Source organism: Corynebacterium timonense (genome assembly GCF_900105305.1).
In the GTDB taxonomy this organism is placed as follows: Bacteria; Actinomycetota; Actinomycetes; order Mycobacteriales; family Mycobacteriaceae; genus Corynebacterium; species Corynebacterium timonense.
This window is the reverse complement of sequence record NZ_LT629765.1, coordinates 2056183-2073956: the sequence shown is the minus strand read 5'-3', so window position 1 is coordinate 2073956 and position 17774 is coordinate 2056183. Positions and strand designations below refer to the sequence as shown.

Genomic DNA, 17774 nt, shown 5'->3' with positions numbered 1-17774 from the left:
CTAATCCAACCTTTCCGCGGGAGGCACGTCCCGTCGCGGGCCGCGGTCTGTGTAGGGCGTCCACTCCACCGACGCAGGGTCGAGGGGGGTGGCCGCGACGTGGGGGCTGAGGCGTTGCTCCATGTCGATGAGCCCCTCGATCTGTGCCGTGGGGTCCTCGCCGAACGCCGCCTGCACGAGCAGGTACGTCTGCTCCGAGCCGCCCGAGCCGCGGCGGAAGCCGATCGACATCGTCCCCGGCGTCGCGGTGATCGAGGTGGACAGCCAGAAGCGCTCCCAGTCGGAGGTGACGCGCAGCGGGTAGAAAATGATGATCGGGTGCAGCCCGGAATGGGGTCTAAACGCCGCGATGGAGGCGGCGGTGCCGGCGGAGAAGATTTCCTTGATTAGCCAGGCGCCGTAGCCGAGCGCGTGGCCGATGCGTTTCAGAGCCATTAGTGGGAGCCTCCCTGGAACTCAGCGGCGTCGGGGACGCCGATCGGGTCGCTGCCGAGCACGGCGGCGGTGTACGCGTCGACGTCCAAGAGCCCGTCGACCGCGGCCGTCGTCGCACCCCACAGCGGGCCAGCGGCGACGAACATGGCCAGCGAGAGCACCATCAGCGCCGCGGAGGGCGCCATGAGGCTGGAGCGGACCCGCAAAGCGGCGGGGTAGTGCTGCATGGGCCTACCCCAGAACACCTCGCGCCACACACGCATCATGGCGAGCAGCGCGCCGAAGGAGGCGACGATGATCGCGGTGATGACCACCCAGCTGCGCCAGTCGCCCGCGAGGGCGGCTGCGAACACGACGGAGATCTTGCCGAAGGTGCCCGAGAACGGCGGGAAGCCCACGATGGACAGCGCGCCCGCGGCGAACACCGCGGAGGTGAGCGGGTCACGGCGCGCCAGCCCTGCGAGTTTGGAGATCCGGCCGGTGCCGTACGTCTCCTCGATCGCACCCGTGTTGAGCACCAGCGCTCCCACCGTAATCATGTGGTGCAGCGTGTAGATCAGCCCGGCCGCGAGGGCGCGGCGCGGGTCCTCGCTGGTAAAGGCCAGCATGACCAGGATGAAGGGCATGCCGTTGACCATCTGATAAGACAGCACGCGCCGGATCGAGTTCTCGGCGAGGCCGGCGAAGCCGCCGATGAGCATCGAGACGACCATGATGACGACGATGAGGGTGTTCCAGCGCGGGTCCATGTCGAAGAGCACGACCCACAGGCGGAACAGCATGTACACGGCGACCTTGGTGTGCAGGCCGGAGAACAGGCCCATCACCGCCGCGCTGGAGGAGGGGTAGGAGCGCGGCAGCCACGTGTGCACCGGGAAGACGCCGGCCTTGGCGGCGATGGCGATGACGACGATGCCCGCGGCGACGGTCAGGGGGCCGTTGCCGGCCGCGAGGCCCCGCAGCGCCGCGAGGTTGACCGAGCCGGTGACCGCGTAGATGTAGCCCACGCCCATCACCAGGAGCGTCGACGCCGCGAGGTTGACCAGAATGAACATCCTGGCGGCGGCGAGGCGGTAGCGCGTGCCGGTCATGGCGATCAGGCCGTAGGACGGCAGGAGCATGACCTCGATCATGACGAAGAAGTTGAACAGATCCGCCGTGAGCACCGCGCCGCTCACGCCGGTGATGAGCACGAGGGTGAGCGGGGTGTAGTAGCGGGACTCGGTCTCGCCGGAGACGATGGCGAACCAGTTGGCGGTCAGCGCCACGACCATCGTGGTGATGAGCATGATGGCCGAGAACGCGTCCGCGGCGAAGGAGATGCCCACACCGCCCTGGTAGAGGCCCAGCACGTGGCCGATGGTGCCGTTGGCGGTGGTGGAGGCGAACAGCCAGACGCCGCCGGCGAGGTTGAGGGCGGGGATGGCGATCGCGAGGGCGTCGTTCAGCGGCTTCCACGGGTTGATCGCGGTGACGGCCGAGACGATGAGCGGGACCGCGGCGAAGAGGGGGAGGATGGCGTCGATCGTCATGCGTTTGCCTCCCCGTCTGCGGGATCCGTGCTGTCTGCGTGATCCGTGCTTTTCGCGGTGAGGCGGGCGCGGCGGCCCGCGGTGGACAGGGGCGAGGGGCTCAACCGCGCGGGGTCGTAGTCGGGGGAGGTCTCCGAGGCGGTAGTGGCGGATTCCTCGGTGTCGTCGGTCTTGCCCAGCGCAGCGGTCATGAGCAGCAGCGTCGTCGTCGCCATCGCGATGACGATCGCGGTGAGCACGAAGGCCTGCGGCAGCGGGTCGGACATCTCGTCGAGCGGGGTCCGCGACGGAAAGGCCTCGCCGCGCCACGCGCCGACACCGCCGGCGAGCAGCGTCAGGTTGGCCGCGTGGCCGAAGAGGGTCATACCGAAGATGATGCGCACCATGCCGCGCTGCATCACCAGGTACACCGCCCCCGCGGTAAGAACGGCAATAGTTAATGCCACGATCATCGGTGGGGAACCTCCTGCGTCGCCATGGGCTTCGGGTCGTCGGCCGGGTTGATCGGCTCGGGGTGGGAGTCGACGGCGTTGTCGGGCTGCTCGGGCTCGGGGACGTCGGGAAGTGGGTTGTCCTCGGTGCGGCGGTAGGACAAGTCCTCCTTCGTCGCGCCCGGGCGCAGGTAGTCGCCCAGCTGGTTGATCGCCTGGGTGATCATGCCCAGCACGGCCAGGTAGATACCGAAGTCGAAGATGAGTGATGTGGTCAGGTGCTCGCCGGCGATCTCGCCGTGGATGGCGTAGAGGAAGCCGCCCTCGAGAAAGCCGAGGAAGCCCGCGCTGATCGCGATGATGATGCCCCAGCCCGCCAGGCGCACCGGCGTGTGGTGGCCGACGACGTAGGAGTCCGCGCCCTTGGACAGGTAGTGAAGCGCGAATGCCGTGGCCATGACTAGGGCGGCCACGAAGCCGCCGCCCGGGGCGGTGTGCCCGCGGAAGAAGATGAGCACGGAGAGCACGATGAGCACAGGCACGATGAGCAGCGTCACCTTGCGCAGCGGCATGGTGTTCAGCTGCGACTGGCCGAAGGGCCGCGGGCGGGTGCCCGCCTCGAACTTGTGGCGCGGCATCGACGAGGTCACCGCCAGGATGACCACCGCGGCCATGCCCAGCACCGACAGCTCGCCGAGGGTATCAAAGCCACGGAACTCGACGATGATCACCGCGACGATGTTGTCGGCGGCGGTGGCCACGCCACCCTCAGTGAGGTACCACATGGCCAGGTCAGAGCGCTCGCGGCGGCCCGTCAGGCCGTAGACGCCGGCGAAGGCGACGATGCCCGCCGCAATGGCCAGCACGGCCGCCAGCCACGTCCGCCGGGCCGGCGTCGCCGGGAAGGAGCGCGGCTGGTAGCGCAGCACCAGCATGATGACCACGACGGTCAGCGACTCCACGAGCAGCTGCGTCAGGGCCACGTCGGGCGCGCCGAGCATGAGCATCTGCAAGCTCATGCCCACACCGACGGTGCCGACGAGGACCGCGGCGGCCAGGCGGCTGCGCGTGAACGCGAGGCCCACCACGGAGGCCGCGATGAGGCCGAAGGGCAGCAGGTCCCACCAGGAGGTCGTGCCCGGGACGCGCTCCGCCGGGGTGACGCCGTCGATGCCGTCGGTCAGCAGGAGGACGGACAGGCCAAGGACGATCACGCAGCCGATGAGCCAGACCAGGTGCCGCGAGGGGTTGAGCCCGTCCGCGGGCTTGCCCAGCACCCGGCCGACCTTGGTCAGGCCCGCGGTCAGAAGCGCGAGGATGTCGTTGCCGCTCAGGGGCAGCAACTGGCGGTTTTCCACGGCCGCGAAGACCGGCCGACGCACGAAGAGGAAGGCGATGCCGGCCACCAGAACCGCGAGCGAGACCAGGAGCGGGACGGTTACGCCGTGCCACAGGGCAATGTGGGTGGCAAAGTCCTCGTCGCCGGTCACGGCCCGCACGCCCGCGGTGATGGGGCCGTCCAGCGCGCCGAGCATGAAGGGCAGGACGAGCGAGCTCAGCCCCGGCAGGGCCGCCGGAAGCCAGAGGGAGACCGGCGCCTCGTGGACGTCGGAGGCGTCCGCTGTGCCGTCGATAAACGCGCCGAAGACGATCTTCGCCGAGTACACGAAGGTGAGGAAGGCCGCGATGCCGGCGAGGGCGAGCAGCAGCGGGCCGAAGGGTGCGTCCTCGAAGGCCGCCAGGATGGACTCCTTGGACACGAAGCCGAACAGCGGCGGGATCGCCGCCATGGAGGCCGCCGCGACGACCGTCGAGGCGAAGGTGAACGGCATCTTCGTGCGCAGCGGGCCGAGGCGGCGGATGTCACGCGAGCCGGCCTCGTGGTCCACCACGCCGATGAGCATGAACAGCGAGGACTTGAACAGCGCGTGCGCGAGCGTGTGCAGCAGGGCCGCGGCGAGCGCCGCTTGCGTGCCGACGCCAATAGCGGCGACGATCCAGCCCAGGTGCGAGACGGTGGAGTAGGCGGTCAGGTGCTTCAGGTCCGTCTTCGTGATGGCGAACACGGCGGACATGATCGCGGTGAGCAGGCCGATGACCAGCAGCAGCCCGTTCCACACGGGGACGTCGCGGAAGAGCGTCGAGAAGCGAACCAGCAGGTACACGCCCGCCTTGACCACCGCTGCCGCGTGGAGGAAGGCCGAGACCGGCGTTGCCGCGGCCATCGCCTCGGGCAGCCAGAAGTGGAAGGGGAACTGCGCGGCCTTGGTGAAGGCCGAGGCGGCGACGAGGATCGCGATGATCGTCGTGAGCTCCGGGCGCTGCGCGAACACCGGCGAGGCGAGGATCTCCGACAGGTGCGTCGTGCCCGCCGCCACCGCGGCCAGGCCGAGCGCCGCGAGCAGGGTCAGGCCGCCGAAGAAGGTGAGAACCAGCGTGCGGTAGGAGCCGGCTTCGCCGGAGGAGCCGGAGCGCGCGATGAGGAAGAACGACGCCAGGGAGACGAGCTCCCAGGCGATGAAGAGCAAGACGACGTCGTCGGCGAGCACGAGCAGCAGCACCGACAGCGTAAACGCCGTCATGATGGTGTAGAAGCTCGTGTTGCCCTGACGCTTCGGCAGGTAGGAGGCCGAATAGAGAAGGACAACCGCGCCGATGACGAGGGCAAGCAGGGCAAAAAAGATGCCGAGGCCGTCGGCGCGGAGCGCGAAGTCCACGTGGGTGCCGGGGCCCAGCAGGTCGCGCGCCCAGGCCACCTCCCAGGTCACGGCCTCACCGCCGATCACGCGCGGGTACTCGCGCCCAAGGACGAAGGCGGCGACGAGAAGAATAATACTTAACGGCCACCCCGCTTTCCTGTCCATTAACCGCACGAGCAGCGGCGACAGCGCGACCGTCGCCCCAACCAGCGCGAGTACAAGGGGTAGTGTCATGGGGTTTTCTCCAAAGCCACAGGGCGGCTCGTCAGATCTTTGTGGTTGTCATGGGAACAAACAAAGGGTAGCAACTACCAAACTTAGGGCCTTGCCCCTCCCCGCGCAGGGTGTGCCTGGCCCAGCGCGAAGGCCCTCGGCACTATATTTGCCAGACATGAAATGGCGTTTGTTGCCCGCGGCCGCGTTGCTCGTCGCCGGGGCGTTCCTTCCGATGAACCCCGTGGACACGTGGACGACGGGGTCCGCCGACGACGCCCCCACCGGGGCGCCCGCCGCGCCCGGCCCCGACACCCTTGTCGACGCCCGCCGCGCCGCCGGGGAGGCAGTCTCGCAGACGAGCTTCCTCACCCAGGGGACGGCCCAGCTCAAGGACGGCGCGGCCCAGCTCGACGAGGGGTCGCAGGAGCTTATCGACGGCATCTCCACCGCCCACTCCGGAGCCCAGGAACTGTCCCAGGGAATGGTCGAACTCCAGGCCGGCACCGGCCAGCTGGCCGAGGGCGCGACGCGGATCGCCGACTCCGTGGGCGGGGTCGTCGACCAGGTGGTGGGCTTCGACGCCGTGCGCGGCCAAGTCGTCGCCGGCATCGACAACGCACTGGCGGCCATGCGCGGCTCGCGCGACCCCGACGTGGTCCGCGCCCGTGACGCGCTCGAGGGCCTGCGCGGCCAGGCGCTCGTCGCGGAGCTGCCGCCGGAGGTCGTGGGGCAGCTCAACGAGCTGAAAGACGGCTCCCGCGAGGTGGCGAACCAGCTCTCCGTCCCCGGCTACGCCTACCACGACGGCATCTACACCGCGACGAACGGCGCCGCAGCGCTGGCGAGCGGGCTCGGCGAGCTCAACGCCGGGGCGGGCGAGGCTGGCGAGGGCGTCGGGGCGCTGCGCGACGGGGCGGAGCAGCTGGACCAGGTCGCCGGGCTGACCGCAGAGAAGGTCGCGGCCGTCAGTCGCGCCCTGCCCGCCGCCCCGCCCGCGGCCGCGGACGACGAGGCGCCCTCCTCCGCGCTGGCCCCGCTCGCCGCCATGCTCATCAGCGCGCTCCTCATCGTGGGCGGCGCCGCGCTTGCCGCCACCGCGCTCGCCGTGCCGCATGCGCGCTGGTGGATCCTCGGCGCCGGCGGTGCGTTCCTCGCGCTGCTCGGCTTCTTGCTCGTGTTCCTGCTCGGCGTCGATATGGGCGCCGCCGCCCTAGCCGCGGCGCTGCTCGCCTGCGTCGCCGCCACCCTCGCCTCCGCGGGGCTGAGCACGCTGCTTATCAGGTCGCTCGGCGCCCGGGCCGGTGGTTCGGCCGCCGCCGCTTTCGTGGCGGTCCAGGTCGCGGTCGTCGGCTGGGTGTGGAAGGTCGCCGCGACGGGCGCGGTTGGCGGCGCCACCGCCGCCGTCTCGGCGGCGCTGCCGATGCACTGGTCCACCGCCGCGCTGTCCGCGGCCGGCAACGCGGGGTCGGCCGCGGCACTGTGGGCAGGCGTCGGGTTGTCCGCCGCCGCGGCGCTGCTCGGGCTCGTCGGGCTGCGCGCGAGGAAGGGTGCGGGTGCGGGTGCGGTGTAGCGGGCCGTGGGGTCTGGGCGAAACTCCAAAAACGGAACACTAAAAATCCGCGAATAAGGCGCCCGCACGCGGATTTTTAGTGTTCCGTTTTTAGCCCGAAGCGCCGCGCGCGGATTTTTAGTGTTCCGTTTGGGGTTAAGGGTCAAAATGTGTGTCCGGAATTGGTGATTTCCGGTATCTGACCTCGGCGATTTCCGGAAGTATATGCCCCAAGAGCGTATATCCGCTGTTGTGGTCGTATATCCCCGGTGTGGCGTGGTTGATGTGGTAGGGGCCGGTGGTGTGGTGGCCCAATGCCGAAGAACCGACCCCGCTGCGCTGTGTGCGGCGGCGAAATGAAGCGTAATGGGAAAACCTCCGCGAACCGCACTCGGTGGCGATGCAAGATCTGCGGTGCCTCCGTCACGAAACGACGGCCGGATATCACCAACGCCGCCGCCTTCAACGCCTTTATCACTCACGTCACCACGGGTGACAGTCTGAAAATCACCGCTGCCAAAACAGGCTGCAACCCACGCACCTTGCAACGCCGGTTTGAGCACTTCTGGCTAGTTGATGTTCCCGATCCCACCATCGGGCACGAAGGCCGAGTCTATGACCAGGTCTTTCTTGACGGCACCTACACCGCCGGCGGATGTCTCATAGTTGCCGCCACTTTGGATCACGTCATTGCCTGGCACTGGTGCACACACGAAACCACCCGCGACTACCAGCAACTGTGTGAACGCATCCCCGCGCCCCTGATCGCCGTGATCGACGGTGGACAAGGCGCGGCCAGCGCGATCAAGAAGTGCTGGCCTAACACCAAGATCCAACGCTGCCTTGTCCACGCCCAACGTGTGGTGCGCCGCTACACCACCTCCCGCCCGCGCACGGATGCTGGACGAGCGATCTACCATCTCGCGCTTAACCTCACGAAGATCACCGATCTTGATGAGGCGGCCGCGTGGGGTGCCAAGCTCCACGAATACGGCAACGTCTACCGCGACTGGATGAACCAGAAAACGTGGACAACCGACCCATTGACGAAACAACGCACCTGGTCGTGGACGCATGAGCGCACCCGCAAGGCCTACAACAGCCTCAACCACCTGTGGCGCAACAACTTGTTGTTTGTCTACCTCGCCCCACCCGCTGGTGTGATCAACCCCGGGCGGATCAAACCGACGACTAACAGTCTTGAAGGCGGGATCAACGCCCAGCTGAAACTGCTTGCCCGCACCCATCGCGGCAGATCCGGTGAGCATCAACGCCGGATGCTCGACTGGTGGCTTTACCTGAAAACAGAACTGCCTGACGACCCAGTCGAGATCGCCAGACAGTCCAACTGGGGTCAGGACCAACTCGCCAAAGTTCCAACCCTGACCCACAATGAGAACCACGCCGACCACGAAACAGGACGACCAGCCCTCTACGACAACGCTATCGACACCAACTACACCCACTCAATCGGCATCCAAAAAGGCCACATCTAGCCCCCGCGACACGCCGACACCAGACACACATTTTGTCGTATAACCCTCCGTTTGTCACGCGAAGCGCCGCGGCACGACAAAACCCGCTGGCCTGTGCCAGCGGGTTGGTGTGATGGTCGGGATAACAGGATTTGAACCTGCGACCTCTTCGTCCCGAACGAAGCGCGCTACCAAGCTGCGCCATATCCCGGTTGCGACCCGCACCTGACGGCGCGCGTTACTCGAGCAACTTTAACCCAGCGCGCGGGAAAGCCCAAAACGCCTGGTTAGGAGCGTTCCGTGACGCGGATGAGCGCCGCCGAGGGAGGGCAGAAGATCCGCACCGGGGCGTACTTGGAGGTGCCTAGGCCGGTGGAGACCTCCAGCCACATGCGGCCGTAGCGGTGCAGGCCGGAGGCGCGGCGGCGGTCGATGTCGGAGTTGGTCACCAAGGCGCGCTCGCCGGGCAGGCAGATCTGCCCGCCGTGGGTGTGGCCGGCGAGGGCTAGGTCGTAGCCGTCGGCGTTGAAGGCGTCGAGGGGGCGTCGATACGGCGCGTGCGTGAGGGCGATGGACAGGTCGGCGTCCGGGTTCGGGGCACCGGCGATCTGGGCGTAGTCGTCGAGGTCGTGGTGCGGGTCGTCGACGCCGGCCAGCGCGAGACGGACGCCGGAGGCCTTGAATTCGAGGCGCTGGTGGGTGGCGTCGTGCCAGCCGCGTTCGAGGAAGGCGGCCCGCATTCCCTGCCAGGGAAGGTCCACATAAGAGGGGGTCCGCTTGGCGTCGAGGAGGTATGTCAGGGGGTTGACGGGGCGCGGCGCCCAGTAGTCGTTGGTGCCAAAGACGAAGGCGCCCGGGCGGTCGAGCAGCGGGCCGAGCGCGTCGAGTACCCAGGGCACTCCGGCCGGGTCGGAGAGGTTGTCGCCGGTGTTGATGACGAGGTCCGGGGCGAGCTCGTCGAGGGAGCGCACGAAGTCCACCTTGCGGCGTTGGCCGGGGATCATGTGCAGGTCCGCGACGTGCAGGATGTCGAAGGAGCGCGCGCCGCGCAGCGTGCCGGGGGCGAGCAGCGCGAGGTCGTACGTTTTGAGCCTGAAATTGGTGAGCTCTCGGACGCCGTAGGCGACGGTGGCGGCACCGGCGGCCCCGAGTGCACAGAGCGCGGCGAGCGCTGGCGCAACGTAACTCGACTTTCTCACCCATCCCACGTTACAGGTCGCGTAGTCTCGGACCCATGAGTGATCTGAAGGATACGATCCGCGCCGACCTGAAGGAAGCGATGAAGGCGAAGGAGAAGGAGCGCACGGGCACCCTGCGCATGCTGCTCGCCGCCATCCAGACCGCTGAAACGGAAGGCAGCAAGCACGAGGTGGACGATGAGGAGATCCAGAAGATCATCGCCCGCGAGATCAAGAAGCGCCGCGAGTCCGCGGACATCTACTCCACGAACGGGCGCGAGGACCTCGCCGAGACGGAGCGCACCGAGGCCGACATCCTCGAGGCGTACCGGCCGAAGCAGCTGACGGACGAGGAGCTTTCCTCGCTTATCGACGCCACACTTGCCGACCTCGGGGCCAGCGACATGTCCCAGATGGGCGCCGTGATGAAGGAGGCCACCGCCCGGGCGGCCGGCCGCGCCGACGGCAAGCGCCTCTCCGCGGCGGTGCGCGCCCGCTTGGGCTAGCGGGGCGCGCTAGCTGCGCAGCAGCGAGTCGAGCGCGTTGCGCGCCTCCTCGATCTGCTGGCCGAGCTCGTCAAGGTCGAGGCTGGGCGTGTCGGGCACGCCCAGCGGGGCGTCGGCCCCGGGCCGCTCACTGCCGCGGCCACCGCGCGCCGAGGCACCGTCGGAAACGTTGAGGGTGACCAGGCTGCCGTTCGCGAGCCTCGGGTCCTCCGCGTCCGCCCACACGACCGTGTCGCGGGGCGCGCCGTTTCCGGCGACTGTCTGAACGCTCACGCGAAAACCCTCCTTTTCAAGCCGCTGCCGCGCCTCCTCCGCCGTCATCCCGGTGACCTCGCTGATGAGGCTGCGGAGGCCGCTGAGCTGGAAGGTCCGGCTCGTCTCCGGCAGTCCCGCCTCCCGCGCGCCGGGCACGTTGTTGGCCATGCGGAACCACGTGTCCGCCGGCTCGTTGCCGCCGAAGAGCGAGCCGTAGGAGCACTGGCGCGCCGGCGCGGTGCACAGCGGGGTGGTCTCGGGGCCGTCGTTGAAGATGTAGGGTGCGCCCGCGAGCGCGCGCGTGAAGCCCAGGAAGGCGGAGGACTGGTGGGACTCCGTCGTCCCGGTCTTTGCGGCCACCGGCGCGTTCCAGCCTGCCGCGTTGGCGGCGCGCTGGGCGGTGCCGCTGCGCGCGTCTTCGGACATGCCCTGCGCGAGCGCGGCCGCGATGTCGGGGCTGACGGCCTGCTCGCAGCTGGGGCGCTCGATGAAGACCTCCTGGCCGCGCTTGTCCGTGACGCTGGCCACCGGGTTGGGCTCGCACCAGCGCCCGTTCGAGGCGATGGTGGCGCCTACGTTCGACAGCTCCAGCGCGTTGACGGCCGTGGGGCCGAGGGTGAACGAGCCCATGTTGCCCTCCGAGACGGCCTCCGCGATGGAGCGCTCGCCGTCGTAGGTGCCCTCCGCCTTGTAGGAGCGCAGGCCCAAGCGCACGGCCATGTCCACGGTCGGCGTGACGCCGACCTTTTGGATGAGCTCGATGAACGTCGTGTTCGGGGACTGCGCAAGGGCGTCCTTCAGGGTGAGCTTCGGGGCGTAGGTACCGGCGTTTTCCACGCAGTAGGCGTTCGGCGGGCAGCCCTCGGCGCCGCCCGCGCCCATGCCGTAGACCACTGAGCGCGTCGGGGTGTCCAGCATGGTGTCGAGCCGGTAGCCCTGCTCGAGGGCGACCGCGGCGGTGAAGATCTTGAACACGGAGCCGGCGCCGTTGCCCACCAGCGAGGAGGGCTGCGGCAGGTAGGTCTGGTTCTCCGCCAGCTCCAGCCCGTAGTAGCGCGAGGACGCCATCGCCGCGATGTCGCGCGAGTTCTCGCCCGGGCGGATGACGTTGAGCACCTGCGCCACGCCGTGGGTGTTGGGGTTCACGGCGGAGCGTACGGCCTGCAGCGTCGCCTGCTGGACCTGCGGGTCGAGGGTGGTGGTGATGGTGTAGGTGCCGGTTTCGAGTTCCTCGGACGACAGGCCCTTGTCCTCGAGGTAGCGCAACGCGTAGTCGCACAGGAAGCCGTTGTCCCCGGCGCCGATGCAGCCGTCGGGAAGCATGGCGGGCTCGGGCAAAATGCCCAGCGGGCTAGCGGCGAGGCGATCGGCCTCCTCCTGGTCGAGGGCGCCGGCGGCCGCCATGTTTGCCAGGACCGTGTTGCGGCGCTGCGTCGCGCCCTCGGGGTTGGTGTACGGGTTGAGGTACTCGACGGACTGCAGCAGGCCGATGAGCAGCGCGGACTGCTCGGGGGCCAGCTCGCTGGCGGGGATGCCGAAGTAGGTCCGCGCGGCCGCCTCGATGCCGTAGGCGTGGTTGCCGAAGGAAACGAGGTTGAGGTACCCGGTGAGGATCTCCTCCTTTGACAGGGTCTTGTCCAAGTCGGCGGCCATACGCATCTCCCGCAGCTTGCGGGGAATCGACTGCTCGGTGGCCGCGCGGACGTCTTCTTCGTCCTCGGCCTCGATGAGCCACAGGTAGTTCTTCACGTACTGCTGATTAATGGTGGACGCGCCCTGCTCGACACCGCCGGCCATGAGGTTTGTCACCATTGCGCGCGCGAAGCCCTGGATGTCCACGCCGTCGTGCTCGTAGAAGCGGCGGTCCTCGGTGGCCACGAGGGCGTCTTTCGCGCTTTGCGCGATGTCCTCGCTGGCCACCTCGTAGCGGCGCTGCTTGTACAGCCACGCGATGGGGTCACCGTTGACATCGGTGATGGTGGTCACGCCGGGCAGCTCACCGGTGGCGAGGTCGGAGAGGTTCGAGCGCATCGTCGCGTCGGTGCGCGCGACGGCGATACCGCCGAGGCCCGCCACCGGGGCCACGCACAACGCGATGGCCAGGGCCGACGCGACGGTGGCGAGGGCGAGTTTGAGGAGAGATGACAATCCGGACACCCTCCATACCTTAAAGGACGGACCCCATGTGGGGGAACCGCGTCCTCCCCCTAAATGTGTGATGCATTCGACATCACTGTGTCCGTGTGAATAGACTTACAGCCACCGATGCTTCAGTTGGGAACCGTCGCAGGATACGGCGTGTGAGCGCCGTAACTGGAAGGGCCCAAGAGCCTAGTCAACGCGCACTACGCACGTTTGTAAGGAGATCTCAATGACGACCACTCTCAGCCGCCACGCCGCCGCTCACCAGCGACAGGATTCCCCCCGCAAATGTGATGCAAACGGCAACCTGGTTCTTGACCGAGGAGAGTGGGTCACCCACGCCACCTGCCGCTCCGGAGATCCGGACGCGCTCTTCGTGCGTGGCGCGGAGCAGCGCAAGGCCGCCGCGATCTGCCGTCGCTGCCCCGTGCTCATGGAGTGCCGGGCGGACGCCCTGGACAACAAGGTCGAGTTCGGCGTCTGGGGCGGCCTGACCGAGCGCCAGCGCCGCGCCGTGCTGCGCAAGAACCCCCACGTGACGGACTGGGCCACCTACCTCGCCGAGGGCGGCGAGGTCGTCGGGCTCTAACTCCGGCGCCCCACCCGCGTGCCCAGGTAGGGTATGGGCATGACTACATGGGAATACGCAACGGTGCCGTTGCTGAGCCACGCGACCAAGCAGATTCTGGACACCTGGGGTGAGGACGGCTGGGAGCTCGTCACCGTCACGCCCGGCCCGACGCCGGAGAACATGGTGGCCTACATGAAGCGGGAGGCCGAGTAAGCATGACGACGTGGACTGAGCGCCTCGCGCAGCTCGACATCGCGCTCCCCCCGGTCGCCGCGCCTGTCGCCGCCTACGTGCCCGCCGTGCGCGTGGGCAACCAGGTGTGGACCTCCGGCCAGCTGCCCCTCGTGCAGGGCTCCCTGCCCGCCACCGGCAAGGTCGGCGCGGAGGTCAGCGCCGAGCAGGCCGCCGACCTGGCGCGCCAGTGCGCGCTCAACGCGCTCGCCGCCGTGGACGACCTCGTGGGAATCGACAATGTCGCCCGTGTGATCAAGCTGGTGGGCTTCGTCTCCTCTGCCCCCGATTTCACCGGACAGCCGGGCGTGATCAACGGCGCGAGCGAGCTGATCGGCGAGGTCTTCGGCGACGCCGGCGAGCACGCCCGCTCCGCGGTCGGTGTCACCGCGCTGCCGCTTGACGCTCCGGTCGAGCTGGAGCTCGTGGTCGAGCTGACCTCCGGCCTGGACAGTTAAGGCCACGCGACGACTAGAAAACCCCGCGTAAACCGGTAGGGTTGGGAACATGCAGCACCCTGCTTACAGCCAATTGCGCCAAGTGACGCCGTCCGCCGCGGTTGTTCTCGCCCCCAACCCGAGCTACGCAGCTTTGGAAGGGACGAACTCCTGGGTCGTCCGCGCCCCGGGCGATGAGTACAGCATTGTCGTCGACCCAGGCCCGGAGGACGAGGGGCACCTCAACGTCCTGCAGGCGAAGGCCGAGAAGGTGGGGCTGATCCTGCTCACCCACCGCCACCACGATCACGCGGACGGCGCTCGGCGCTTCCGCCAGCTCACCGGCGCCCCCATTCGCGCGCTGGACCCTAACTACTGCGCGGGGGCGGACCCAGTGGAAAACGGCGAGCTGATCTCGGTCGAGGGCGTGACCCCCTGCGTGAAGGTCGTCGCCGCGCCCGGCCACACGATGGACTCCGTGTGCTACTTCGTCTACACCGCCACGCCGGACGACGACCAGTTGGAGGGCGTCATCTCCGGCGACACCATTGCGGGGCGGCACACCACGATGATCTCGGAGACGGACGGCGACCTCGGCGCTTACCTTGACACCCTCGCCATGCTCGAGGATGCAGGCAAGGACGTCATGCTTCTGCCGGGCCACGGACCGGAGGGCCAGGACCTCTCCGCGTTCGCACGCAAGTACATCGACCGCCGCAACCTGCGGCTGCAGCAAATCCGGGACACGCTGGCCAAGTACGGCAACAACGTCGACGTGGGAACGATCGTCGACGAGATTTACGACGACGTCGACCCCGTCCTGCGCGGCGCGGCGGAGCAGTCGACGCGCGTCGCCCTGCGCTTCTTGCGCGACAAGGCCTAAGCGCAAGGCCTAAGAGCAAGGCTCCCCCGCCACGGAAGGTCTGGGCGGGGGGCGTTTGTCTGCGCCTAGCGCGCGCGGCGCGCGAGGTGCTCGGTGTCGACGATGAGCACAGACTTGCCCTCGAGACGGATCCACCCGCGGTGCGCGAAGGTGGCCAGGGCCTTGTTTACCGTCTCGCGCGACGCGCCGACGAGCTGGGCGATCTCCTCCTGGGTGAGGTCGTGGTTGACGCGCAGCGCGCCGCCCTCCTGGGTGCCAAAGCGGTTGGCCAGCTGAAGCAGCGTCTTGGCCACACGGCCGGGGACGTCGGTGAAGATGAGGTCCGCGAGCGAGGCGTTGGTGCGGCGGAGGCGGCGGGCGAGGACGCGCAGGAGCTGCTGCGAGATCTCCGGGTGGTTCTCGATCCACTGCTTGAGCATGTCGGAGTTCATCGTCGCCGCGGTGACCTCGGTGACGCAGACGGCCGAGGAGGTGCGGGGGCCGGGATCGAAGATGGACAGCTCGCCGAACATGTCGGAGGGGCCCATGACGGACAGGAGGTTTTCGCGGCCGTCGGGCGCGTGGCGGGCGAGCTTCACCTTGCCGTCGATGATGATGTACAGGCGGTCCCCGGGCTCACCTTCGTCAAAAATCGTTGTGCCCCGAGTGAAATTGACTGTTTCCATCTCCCCGATGAGGGCGGAGACTGCTGCGGGCTCCACTCCCTGGAAAATTCCGGCGCGGGCAAGCGTCTCTTGTACGCCTTCCATGGATCCTCCTACCGTGAGGGTGTCGTATGAGCGACGCGCGTGTGCGCCTCTGCTGGTGTATGGGCTGCTCGCGGGCTTGATGTGGCCACGTTTACAAGCCCACACCCTACCAACTTCGTGGGAGGTCCGTCACATCATCGAGATTCTGTGGCGCACTCGGGGGTAGCGCGCCGCGCTATTCTCCGAGCGCGACAGATTCCAGCTTTTCCATGAAGGCGGCAAACAGGCCGAACACCAGCGGAACGAGCGCGACAAGCAAAACTGTCATGGCTGTGATGCTACCTGGGGCCTCACTATAGTGGCCACTATGAGTGACGCGAGCCCTGCTGGCCTAACCCCACAACGGCACCGCCGCCCGGGCTCCCACCCGGCGGCGAAGGGGAGCGAGACGTCGCTCGGACGCACCCGCCGCGCGCGCCGCGTCAACCGGACGCTCGCGGCGGCTTTTCCCGACGCGCACGCTGAGCTGGACTTTCGCAATCCGCTTGAGCTGCTCGTGGCCACGGTGCTTTCGGCGCAGACGACGGACGTGCGGGTCAACCAGGTCACGCCCGAGCTTTTTGCTCGCTTTTCGACGGCCGAGGACTACGCCTCGGCCAACCAGACCGAGGTGGAGGAGATCATCCGCCCCACCGGCTTCTACCGCGCGAAGGCCGCCAACCTGATCGGTCTCGGCCGCGCCCTGGTCTCCGACTTCGGCGGGGAGGTGCCCACGGCGCTCGACGACCTCGTCACCCTGCCCGGGGTGGGGCGCAAGACGGCCCACGTGGTGCGGGGCAACGCCTTCGACATGCCCGGCCTGACCGTGGACACCCACTTCCAACGGCTGGTGCACCGGCTCGGGCTGACCGAGGAAAAAGACCCGGTGAAGATCGAGCGCGCGGTCGGCGAGATGCTGGAGCCGAAGGAATGGACCATGTTCTCCCACCGCATCATCTTCCAGGGGCGCCGCGTGTGCCACGCCCGCAGGCCCGCGTGCGGGGCGTGCCCGATCGCCTTCGATTGCCCGAGCTTCGGCGAGGGTCCGACCGAGCCGGAGACCGCGGCGGAGTACGTGACGGGGAACGAACGGGAGCACATCCTCGAGATGGTGGGGTTCGACTCCGTCGGACGTGGGGAGGACAGTTAGCGTGCGCAAGAGCATCCTCATCAGCGTCGCCGCCATCCTGGCCGTGACCGCCCTGCTGGCGGTGGGGCTCATAGCGCTGCGCCCCGAGCCCACGGGGCAGGAGTCGCAGGCGCTGCCGTCGGCGGGGGAGGCGCCGGATGAGGCGTCGTCACGCGAGGTCGTGCCCCCGCGCCCGGACTGCCCGGCGGGAGGAGCCGGGGGAGTGGAGCTGGAATGCCTCGGCGGCGAGCGCGGCGCCGATCAGGCGCAGGACGGGGGCATCACTGTGGTGAACCTGTGGGCGTGGTGGTGCGAACCGTGCCGGGCAGAGCTGCCGGTGATCGAGGAGTTCGCGCAGCGCAACGCTCAGTACACGGTGGTGGGCGTGCACGCCGACCCCGCGGCAGGCAACGGCGCGGCCCTGCTCAACGACCTGGGTGTAGGGCTGCCCAGTTACCAGGACAGCGAGAACCTCTTTGGGGGCGAGTTTGGCCTGCCCCGGGTTGTGCCGATCACGGTGGTGCTGCGCGGCGACGAGCAGCTGGCGGCGTTCCCCTACCCCTTCGAGGACGTCGAGGATCTCGAGGCGGCCGTGGCGGGGGCGGTGGAAGGATGAGCGACGTCGACCTCACCCCCGCTGCCGCGCCGGCGTGGCTCGCGCCCCTCGTCGAGCGTCTGGGCGATGGGTCCGCGTCGGCTCTCGTTAGTGAGCGCCTCGCGGGGCGCTCACCGGGCTCGGGCCGGCCCGACGACGCCGCCGTGCTCATGCTTTTTGTCGGCGGCGCGCCTCACGCCGCGGCGCGCCCCGGCGACGCGGGGGTACTCATCACGCACCGCACGCCTACCATGCGCAGCCACTCGGGGCAGATGGCGTTTCCCGGCGGGCGCATCGATCCCGGCGACGGCGGCCCCGTCGACGCTGCGCTGCGCGAGGCGCGCGAGGAGACCGGCCTCGAGCGCTGGCGCGTCGCCCCGCTGGCCACGCTGACCTCGGTGACGACGGCGGGCAGCAAGCGGTCGGTGCGACCCGTCCTCGCCTATTCCGCGGACCCGGGTCGACCCTACGCCGCGAGCCCGGCGGAGACCGACGACGTGTTTTTCGCCCCCGTCGCGCAGCTCCTCGACCCCGCGAACCGCCTCCAGGTCAGCTTCCTGGGGTGGGACGGCCCGGCGTTTGAGATCAACGGCTACGTGGTCTGGGGCTTTACCGGGGTGCTTCTCGACGTCCTCTTCGCCGCCGCCGGCTGGGAGGAACCGTGGGACCGCGGGCGTGTCGTGCCGCTCGAGGCGGCTCTGCGCGGATCGCGCAACGATGAAAACCTGGGCTAGGCCGGGGGAGTAAGGTGAAAGGCCCATGTAGCCTGCCAAGGAGTTGCT

17 protein-coding genes and 1 tRNA gene are annotated in these 17774 nt (G+C 68.5%); 10 read left to right on the top strand and 8 right to left on the bottom strand.

Going from position 1 to position 17774, the window contains the following annotated elements; genetic code table 11:
• From BLT81_RS09865 to BLT81_RS09850, 4 genes are read right to left on the bottom strand one after another with little or no spacing between them, the layout of a single operon-like run.
• Positions 1-435 carry a monovalent cation/H+ antiporter subunit E gene (locus BLT81_RS09865; RefSeq protein ID WP_019193746.1) on the bottom strand — a complete coding sequence of 145 codons (435 nt, stop codon included), beginning with the start codon at positions 433-435 and terminating at the stop codon, positions 1-3.
• Complete coding sequence (locus BLT81_RS09860; protein WP_019193747.1) at positions 435-1967, bottom strand: monovalent cation/H+ antiporter subunit D family protein; 1533 nt, start codon at positions 1965-1967, stop codon at positions 435-437. Before BLT81_RS09860 ends, BLT81_RS09865 begins: the two co-directional genes overlap by 1 nt.
• Complete coding sequence (locus tag BLT81_RS09855) at positions 1964-2419, bottom strand: cation:proton antiporter subunit C (protein WP_019193748.1); 456 nt, start codon at positions 2417-2419, stop codon at positions 1964-1966. Before BLT81_RS09855 ends, BLT81_RS09860 begins: the two co-directional genes overlap by 4 nt.
• Positions 2416-5331: a DUF4040 family protein gene (locus BLT81_RS09850; RefSeq protein ID WP_040421013.1), complete on the bottom strand. Its 2916-nt coding sequence runs from the start codon at positions 5329-5331 to the stop codon at positions 2416-2418. The genes BLT81_RS09855 and BLT81_RS09850 overlap by 4 nt, the downstream gene beginning before the upstream one ends.
• Positions 5332-5488: 157 nt before the next feature.
• Here BLT81_RS09850 and BLT81_RS09845 point away from each other — a divergent pair, with 157 nt between their 5' ends.
• Together BLT81_RS09845 and BLT81_RS09840 are read left to right on the top strand one after the other, a co-directional pair.
• Positions 5489-6883 (top strand): hypothetical protein, encoded by a 1395-nt coding sequence (locus BLT81_RS09845; protein ID WP_019193750.1) that lies wholly within the window; start codon positions 5489-5491, stop codon positions 6881-6883.
• 293 nt (positions 6884-7176) lie between these two features.
• Positions 7177-8358 carry an IS1249 family transposase gene (locus BLT81_RS09840; protein ID WP_083337269.1) on the top strand — a complete coding sequence of 394 codons (1182 nt, stop codon included), beginning with the start codon at positions 7177-7179 and terminating at the stop codon, positions 8356-8358.
• 113 nt (positions 8359-8471) lie between these two features.
• Here BLT81_RS09840 and BLT81_RS09835 read toward each other — a convergent pair.
• Positions 8472-8548 (bottom strand) — tRNA-Pro (locus BLT81_RS09835).
• A 76-nt stretch (positions 8549-8624) separates the two neighbouring features.
• On the bottom strand, positions 8625-9536 hold the full coding sequence (locus BLT81_RS09830; RefSeq protein WP_019193751.1) for a metallophosphoesterase: 912 nt from the start codon (positions 9534-9536) through the stop codon (positions 8625-8627).
• A 35-nt stretch (positions 9537-9571) separates the two neighbouring features.
• On the opposite strand from BLT81_RS09830, the gene BLT81_RS09825 reads away from it, so the two are divergent.
• Entirely contained in the window at positions 9572-10021 is a 450-nt protein-coding gene (locus BLT81_RS09825; RefSeq protein ID WP_040421015.1) for a GatB/YqeY domain-containing protein, read from the top strand.
• Positions 10022-10030: 9 nt separating this feature from the next.
• Here BLT81_RS09825 and BLT81_RS09820 read toward each other — a convergent pair whose 3' ends face one another.
• A complete protein-coding gene (locus tag BLT81_RS09820; RefSeq protein ID WP_019193753.1) occupies positions 10031-12433 on the bottom strand; it encodes a transglycosylase domain-containing protein in 2403 nt (800 codons plus the stop codon).
• A gap of 214 nt (positions 12434-12647) precedes the next feature.
• Between BLT81_RS09820 and BLT81_RS09815 the strand changes: the two genes are divergently transcribed.
• From BLT81_RS09815 to BLT81_RS09805, 4 genes are read left to right on the top strand one after another with little or no spacing between them, the layout of a single operon-like run.
• Entirely contained in the window at positions 12648-13007 is a 360-nt protein-coding gene (locus tag BLT81_RS09815; RefSeq protein ID WP_019193754.1) for a WhiB family transcriptional regulator, read from the top strand.
• Between the two features lie 39 nt (positions 13008-13046).
• On the top strand, positions 13047-13202 hold the full coding sequence (locus tag BLT81_RS12745; protein ID WP_155860805.1) for a DUF4177 domain-containing protein: 156 nt from the start codon (positions 13047-13049) through the stop codon (positions 13200-13202).
• Between the two features lie 2 nt (positions 13203-13204).
• The gene (locus BLT81_RS09810; RefSeq protein WP_019193756.1) at positions 13205-13678 is read left to right on the top strand and encodes a RidA family protein; all 474 of its coding nucleotides are present in this window, start codon (positions 13205-13207) and stop codon (positions 13676-13678) included.
• 49 nt (positions 13679-13727) lie between these two features.
• Positions 13728-14540 carry an MBL fold metallo-hydrolase gene (locus BLT81_RS09805; protein ID WP_040421017.1) on the top strand — a complete coding sequence of 271 codons (813 nt, stop codon included), beginning with the start codon at positions 13728-13730 and terminating at the stop codon, positions 14538-14540.
• 65 nt (positions 14541-14605) lie between these two features.
• Here BLT81_RS09805 and glxR read toward each other — a convergent pair whose 3' ends face one another.
• The gene (gene glxR, locus BLT81_RS09800) at positions 14606-15289 is read right to left on the bottom strand and encodes a CRP-like cAMP-activated global transcriptional regulator GlxR (RefSeq protein WP_019193758.1); all 684 of its coding nucleotides are present in this window, start codon (positions 15287-15289) and stop codon (positions 14606-14608) included.
• Positions 15290-15596: 307 nt separating this feature from the next.
• Between glxR and nth the strand changes: the two genes are divergently transcribed.
• The 3 genes from nth to BLT81_RS09785 are packed head-to-tail and all read left to right on the top strand — an operon-like array spanning position 15597 to position 17726.
• A complete protein-coding gene (gene nth, locus BLT81_RS09795) occupies positions 15597-16418 on the top strand; it encodes an endonuclease III (protein ID WP_019193760.1) in 822 nt (273 codons plus the stop codon).
• A gap of 1 nt (position 16419) precedes the next feature.
• Complete coding sequence (locus BLT81_RS09790) at positions 16420-17013, top strand: TlpA family protein disulfide reductase (protein ID WP_019193761.1); 594 nt, start codon at positions 16420-16422, stop codon at positions 17011-17013.
• Positions 17010-17726 (top strand): NUDIX hydrolase, encoded by a 717-nt coding sequence (locus BLT81_RS09785; protein ID WP_019193762.1) that lies wholly within the window; start codon positions 17010-17012, stop codon positions 17724-17726. Before BLT81_RS09790 ends, BLT81_RS09785 begins: the two co-directional genes overlap by 4 nt.
• Positions 17727-17774 lie beyond the last annotated feature (48 nt).